The 6,424-nt window shown below is 72.9% G+C and carries 5 protein-coding genes and 1 pseudogene; 2 read left to right on the forward strand and 4 right to left on the reverse strand.

Going from position 1 to position 6,424, the window contains the following annotated elements; translation table 11 throughout:
- Positions 1 to 1,185, reverse strand: a pseudogene (locus VR44_RS33600) (aminopeptidase P family protein); the annotation flags it as partial.
- A 147-nt stretch (positions 1,186 to 1,332) separates the two neighbouring features.
- Between VR44_RS33600 and VR44_RS33605 the strand changes: the two are divergent.
- Together VR44_RS33605 and VR44_RS33610 are read left to right on the forward strand one after the other, a co-directional pair.
- A complete protein-coding gene (locus VR44_RS33605) occupies positions 1,333 to 2,301 on the forward strand; it encodes a helix-turn-helix domain-containing protein (RefSeq protein ID WP_045951426.1) in 969 nt (322 codons plus the stop codon).
- A gap of 82 nt (positions 2,302 to 2,383) precedes the next feature.
- Entirely contained in the window at positions 2,384 to 2,671 is a 288-nt protein-coding gene (locus VR44_RS33610; RefSeq protein ID WP_045951427.1) for a hypothetical protein, read from the forward strand.
- Positions 2,672 to 2,803: 132 nt separating this feature from the next.
- Here VR44_RS33610 and VR44_RS33615 read toward each other — a convergent pair whose 3' ends face one another.
- The 3 genes from VR44_RS33615 to VR44_RS33625 all read right to left on the reverse strand — a co-directional run.
- Positions 2,804 to 4,459, reverse strand: coding sequence for an ABC-F family ATP-binding cassette domain-containing protein (locus tag VR44_RS33615; RefSeq protein WP_045951428.1), 1,656 nt, complete (start codon positions 4,457 to 4,459; stop codon positions 2,804 to 2,806).
- 111 nt (positions 4,460 to 4,570) lie between these two features.
- Entirely contained in the window at positions 4,571 to 5,617 is a 1,047-nt protein-coding gene (locus VR44_RS33620; protein ID WP_045951429.1) for an LLM class flavin-dependent oxidoreductase, read from the reverse strand.
- 25 nt (positions 5,618 to 5,642) lie between these two features.
- The coding region (locus tag VR44_RS33625) for an ABC transporter substrate-binding protein (protein WP_045951430.1) at positions 5,643 to 6,424 on the reverse strand (782 nt) is incomplete at its 5' end.

Below are 6,424 nucleotides of genomic sequence, written 5' to 3' on the forward strand. Positions count from 1 at the left end.
ACGTACTCCTCGGTGCGGGCCTCGGCGCAGTCGTGGACGTCCAGGCCCAGCATGTGGCCGGTGCCGGCCATGGTGAAACGGCGCTGCAGGCCGAGCTCGTACGCACGGTCCGCCGGGCCCTCGATGAAGCCCCACTCCACGAGCTTCTCCGCCAGGTACCGCTAAGTCGCGGTACGCGGCCCCCGGCTTCACGGCGGCCATGCCCGCCTCCTGGGCCTCGTACACCGCGTCGTACACCATCCGCTGCACGGGCGTGAACGTGCCGCTGACGGGCAGGGTGCGGGTGACGTCGGCGGTGTAGAGGGTGTGGGTCTCCACACCGGCGTCGAGCAGGAGCAGGTCACCGGGGCGTACCGGGCCGTCGTTGTCGGTCCAGTGCATGATCGTGGCGTGGTCCCCCGCGGCGCAGATCGAGCCGTACCCGACGGAGTTGCCCTCCAGCCGCGCCCGGCGGAAGAAGGTGCCCTCGATCCACCGCTCGGAGGAGGCGACCGCCCGCGAGAGCTCGCCCACGCAGTCGGTGAAACCGCGCACGGTGGAGTCCACCGCCTTGCGCATCTCGCCGATCTCCCACTCGTCCTTGACGAGGCGCAGCTCGCTCAGCGCCTCCTCCAGTTCGGCGTCGCGCCCGGCGTCGGTGGTGACCGCGGCCTCCAGCGCCGCGTCGACGCCGCGGACGATGCGCGTGGGCACGCCGGGTGCGGCGGCCAGGTCGGCGACCGCCGTGCGCACGTCACGGCAGGACAGCCCGAGCACGCGCTCCGACTCGGCGAGGGAGCGGCGGCGGCCCATCCACAGCTCGGCGGTGTAGCCCAGCCAGAACTCGTCGGTGTCCCGGCCGTCGCGCGGCAGCACGTAGCAGTACGCGTCGTGGCCGCCGTCGGGGCGGGGTTCGAGGACGAGCGCGCCGTCGCGGGCCCGGTCCCCGGTCATGTGGACGTAGCCGGAGTACGGGCGGAAGGGGTAGGTGTCGTCGTTCGAGCGGACCTTGAGGTTCCCGGACGGGACGACCAGCCGCTCGCCCGGGAAGCGCGCGGAGAGGGCGGCGCGGCGGAGGGCCGCGTACGGGGCCTGCTCGTCGGGCTGGAGGTCGTGCTGCTCGGTGTCCGCCCAGCCCGTCTTCATCAGAGCGGACAGTTCCCCGGAGATCTCCGAGTAGAGGCCGTTCTTGCGCGCGTTCGCCACGTCGTACACCTTCTTCCGGACGGTTTCGGCCGCCGGGAGGCCCCGGCGATGTCGGGACGGTACTGCGGCGGCGCGCCCTCGGGAGGCCCCGCCGTGCCAGTGGCACCGATCGGCCACCGGGGCCCCGTGGCCGTCGATAATGCGTGCATGGAGAACGCGAGACTGGACGAGGCCCTGCGGACGCTGGGCATCGGCCCGGCAGCGTCCCGGGTGTACCTGGCCCTCCTGGAACGGGCCCCCGCACCGCTCGCCGAGATCGGGCGGGCGGCCGGGCTGGAGGGCGCCGCCTTCGCCACGGCGTACGGCGAGCTGGTCGACGCCGGGCTGGCCGGCGCCGCCGGGGAGGGCACGGACGTGGGGGCGCCGGTCCCTCCCGCCGCCGGCCTGGAGGTCCTCGCGAGGCACCGCGCGGCCGAGCTGGAGGCGTCCCGCATCACCGTGGGCGGCGCGTTCGAAACGTTCCGCCGCCGGCGGCTCACAGCACACGGTGACAACCTCGTCGAGGTGGTCACCGGTGACGCCGTCGGCCCGCGGCTCCGCCAGGCCTGGGCCAGCGCCCGCGAACAGATCCGCCAGCTCGAATCGCCGCCCTACTTCCCGCAGACCGAGGCCCTCGACGACGCGCTGGCGACCCTCGCCCGCGGGGTGACGCAGCGGGTCGTCTACTCCAAGGCGTCGCTGGAGACGCCGGGACGGCTGGAGACGGCCATCGAGCCGTGCATCGAGGCGGGCGAGCAGGCCCGGGTGGCTCCGACGGTGCCGGTCAAGCTGCTGATCATCGACGAGGCGTACGCGCTGGTGTCCCTGTCGATCAGGGATTCCGACGTGCACCACACGACGCTGGTGGTGCAGCCGTGCGGCCTGCTCTCGGCCCTCGTCGCCCTGTTCGAGCAGACCTGGCAGCAGGCCCTGCCCTTCCACGGCCGCACCACCCGCCCGGCCGGCCTGGCGCCGGCCGACCGCCGGCTGCGCGGCGCGGGCGACGAGGTCATCGCCCGCGAACTGGGCATCAGCCGCCGCACCTTCTTCCGCCGGCTCCAGATCCTGATGGCCCGCCTGGGCGCCGAGAACCGCTTCCAGATGGCCCTCCAGGCGCAGCGCAACGGCTGGCTGTGAGGCACGGACTTTGCCGGAGTCATGTGTTCCGCTGCTGCGCTTCGGGAACATGTGCCCGATACGGCGGCGGCGGGGGTGGAGCATGAGCCGGGAAGACAACCGGGCCGGGGTCAGCGCGCTGCTGTCCTGGGCGGTGTGGGGGAGCCTGATCTGGATCGTGTGGGATCCGGACCTCCAGGGCGTCCAGGAGGCCATCGGCTGGTGGATGATCGCCATCGCGCTCGCGCCCGTCCTGCTCATGGCCATGTGGGCGGCCGTCTTCGACGAGCCGGGCGCCGGCGACGACGCCTGCGGGTCCGACGATGGCGACGTCCACTGGACGCACGGGGAGGAAAGCTGCGGCAGCCGCCGCTACGGGTGCGGCGGCTGAGGCGGACGGCCCCGGCCGGAAGCCGGTCCGCTCCCCGAACGCGCAGCCATGCGCGCGCCGCGCCGCTCGGCGCCCGGCACGCCGCCGGCCGGTGCCCCGGTCGTGACGGAGCGGCCCTCCGAAAGAGACGGCCTAAGCCTGCGGCACGGGAGCCCCGGCCGCGCGGCGGTCGTCCGGGACAGGGACTCCCTCACCGCCCAGTTCCATGCGCTTGCCGGAGAACCCGGACCTGAGCCGCCGGTCATGGCTGACGACGATCAGGGTCCCGGTGTACGGGGCCAGCGCCGCCTCCAGGTCCTCCACGACCCCCGGCGCCAGGTGGTTGGTCGGCTCGTCGAGGAGGAGCAGGTCGTACGGCCCGCCCGCGACGAGCCTGCCCAGCTCCAGCTTGCGCCGCTGCCCCGCGGACAGCTCCCGCACCGGCCTGGCCACGTCGGCCACGCCCAACAGGCCGAACCGCACCAGGGCTTGCGCGACCTCCTCCCCGAACGCCCGCTCCGCGCAACGGTGCTCGCCCGACCACGGATCGTCCTGCCGCAGCAGCCCGACCCGCCCCGGAGCCCGTACGTCACCGTGCCCGGCCGGCAGGAGACCCGCGAGCACCTGCAGCAGGGTGGACTTCCCCGACCCGTTGGGCCCCGTGACCAGCATCCGCTCGCCCGCCGCCAGCCGGAACGACACCGGCGCGAGCCGCCCGGGCACGGCCAGCCCCTGGACGTCCACCCCACCACTCGGGCCACCGTCGGCCCCGAACCGCCCGGTGAACCGCAAGGGCTCCGGCGGCGCCGGAACCGGATGCTCCGTCAGCCGGGCCAGCCGTTCCCGCGCGTTGCGGATGCGGCTCATCGCCCCGTGCGCCCGCGACCGGGCACGGAACGCCCCGGCGCCGCTGAACGCGGCCGGAGCCTTGCGCGGGATCTCCGCGAGCCGTCCGATGTTGCTGTCGGCGAGCCGCTCCACGCGCTGCTTCTCCGCGGCCCACTCCTCGTACTCGCGCTCCCACCGGGCCCGCGCCGCGGCACGCGCGACCAGATGACCCGCATAGCCGTTGCCGTGGCGTCGCACGGTGAGCCGCTCGTGGTCCACTTCCAGGATCGCCGTGGTGACCCGGTCCAGGAACATCCGGTCGTGGGTGACGGCCACGAGGGTGCCGGTCCGTCGCACCAGGTGTTCCTCCAGCCACCCGACCGCCTCGTCGTCCAGGTCGTTGGTGGGTTCGTCGAGCAGCAACAGCTCCGGCTCGGCCGCCAGGGCCGCGGCCAGCGCCAGCCGCGACCGCTGCCCGCCGGACAGCGTTCCGAGCGGCCGCCCCCGTTCGATGGGCTCCCGTTCACCGAGCCGCCGCAGGATGGCGGCGACCCGCCGGTCGGCGTCCCGGCCGCCCCGTGCCTCGTACTCCGAGACCAGCCGCCCGTACGCTTCGATCTCCTCCGGGCCGGCCAGGTGGAGCCGTTCCTCGGCGGCCCGGATCCGCCGTTCCAGCCGCCGCAGCCCGGCCAGCGACCGGTCCACGACATCACCGGCCCGGGCCCCTGCCGGCAGGCCGAGCGTCTGGGCGAGGTACCCCACCCCGCCGGGCGCCCGCACCGACACCTCGCCGGCATCGGCCCTTTCCCACCCGGCGAGCAGCCTCAACAAGGTCGACTTCCCGGCCCCGTTGTCCCCCACGACCCCGACCCGCTCCCCGGGCCGCACCGAGAACCCGACCCGGTCCAGCACCGTCCGGGTCCCGTACCGCTTGCCCACCTCGGCCAGCACGACCTGACTGCGACCACCTGAAGCACGCATGGGCAACCCCCTCTCTACAACGAGACGTATCGTCTCGTCACACTCTAGGCGAACACCTCCGTCCCGTCATCCACGTAATACGGTGCTCGCGGCAGGCGCTGTCACAGCTCCTCAGCGGTCGGGGAAGGACGGGTCGGGGATCTCGCGCCGCAGCACCGGGGCGATGTCCGACTGGAAGAGTTCGAGCGAGGCGCGGTGCTCGGCCGCGGTGAGCCCGCCCGGCTCGGCCTGCAGGTGCAGCACCGTATGGCCGAACTCCTCGTGGTAGCGGTGAACCTTCTCGATCACCTGCTGGGGGCTGCCGATCAGCGCCGAGCTGCGCTCGATGAAGTCCTCCAGCGTGGGGAAGACCGGATCCAGACCCTGCCGCCTGTGGGTGTCGAGGTAGCGGGCGAACGCCGGCCGGTACGCCAGCGCCGCCTGCTGCGAGGTGGGCGCCGCGTGGTAGCCGGCCGTGCCCGCACCGACGACCGCGTGCGCCGGATCGTGCCCGTAGTGCTCCCAGCGCTCCCGGTAGTGGCGGATCAGCTCGGCGTACGGGCCGATGGGGTGCGTGACGTTCGCGGAGAAGAGCGGGTCCCCGTAACGCGCCGCGAGATCGACGGACTCGCGGCTCGTGGCGCTGCCGTGCCAGACCCGCACGGCCCGCTGGTACGGCCGCGGCAGTACCTCCGCCTTGGTCAGGGCGGGCCGGAAGCGCGGTTCGGCGGTCACCTCCTCCTCGCGCCAGATCCGCCGGAACAGCTCGTAGCCCTCCGTGTTGCGCTCCCACTGGTCCTCGGGGGTCACGTGGAAGAGCTCGCGCTGCGCCGTTCCGTTGCCCTTGCCGATCATCAGCTCCAGACGCCCGTCGCAGAGGTGGTCCAGCGTCGCGTAGTCCTCGTACGCCCGCACCGGATCGAGCAGGCTCAGGGTGGTGACGGCGGTGAACAGCCGGATCCGCCGGGTGAGTGCGGCGATGTGGGAGAGGACCACGGGAGGCGAGGAGGACAGGAACGGCCGCTCGTGGCGCTCGCCCACCCCGAAACCGTCGAAGCCGAGCGACTCCGCCAGCTCGGCGGCTGCGACGACCTCACGGAACCGCTCGCGCGTGGGGGTGGGCACACCCGTCACCGGGTCCGCGGAATCCGCGATCAGGGTGATGGCAAGGAACTTCACGCGGCCACCGCCCGCCGGTCGGCGCTCATGAGGCGGCCTGCGGCAGGCCGGGCGGGTTCACCTCGGAGGTGGTGACGGCCTCGTTCGACAGGTTCCAGGCGGCCAGCAGCTGCGCGTACTGGCCGTTCCTGATCAGGTGGTTGACCGCCTCCGCCACCGGTTTGGCCAGCCCGCTGTCCTTCTTCGCCGTGGCGGCGATGAGCCCCTGGAGGCTCTCCCCGGCCCCGGAGTACGAACCGGCGTTGCGGGTGGGCGCGTTGCCGCCCGCGGTCTGCGTGATGTGGTAGGCGATGGACGGGTTCGGTCCGAAGCTGAGGTCGATCTTCCCGCCGCTCAGCGCCAGGTACACGCTGTTGGGGTCAGGGAAGTATTTGACCTCGACGTCCTTGCCCTCGGCCCGGAGCTTGCCCTGCCACTCCAGCAGGATCTTCTCCTGGTTGGTGCCCTTGCTGACCGCCACCGTCTTCCCCGCGAGGTTGTGGAAGTCGCCGCCGAAATTCCAGGGATTCTCCTTCAGTACCTCGAAGGCCAGATTGTCCTTGCGGTAGGAGGCGAACTCGTACTTCTTCTTGCGCTCCTCGGTGACCGTGACGTTGGAGAAGGCCGCGTCGACCTTTCCGCTGTCGACGCCGACGAAGAGGTTCTCCCAGGTGGAGTTCTTGACCACCGGTTTGAGGCCCAGGGTCGCGGCGACCAGGCGGCCGAGGTCGGGCTCCGCGCCCGTGAGGGTCTTCTGGTCGGTGCCGGTGTAGGCGAGCGGCGGGAAACCGGCGGGCAGGGCGCCGACCCCGATGACCAGCTCGCCGC

Source organism: Streptomyces katrae (assembly GCF_000966975.1).
In the GTDB taxonomy this organism is placed as follows: Bacteria; Actinomycetota; Actinomycetes; order Streptomycetales; family Streptomycetaceae; genus Streptomyces; species Streptomyces katrae.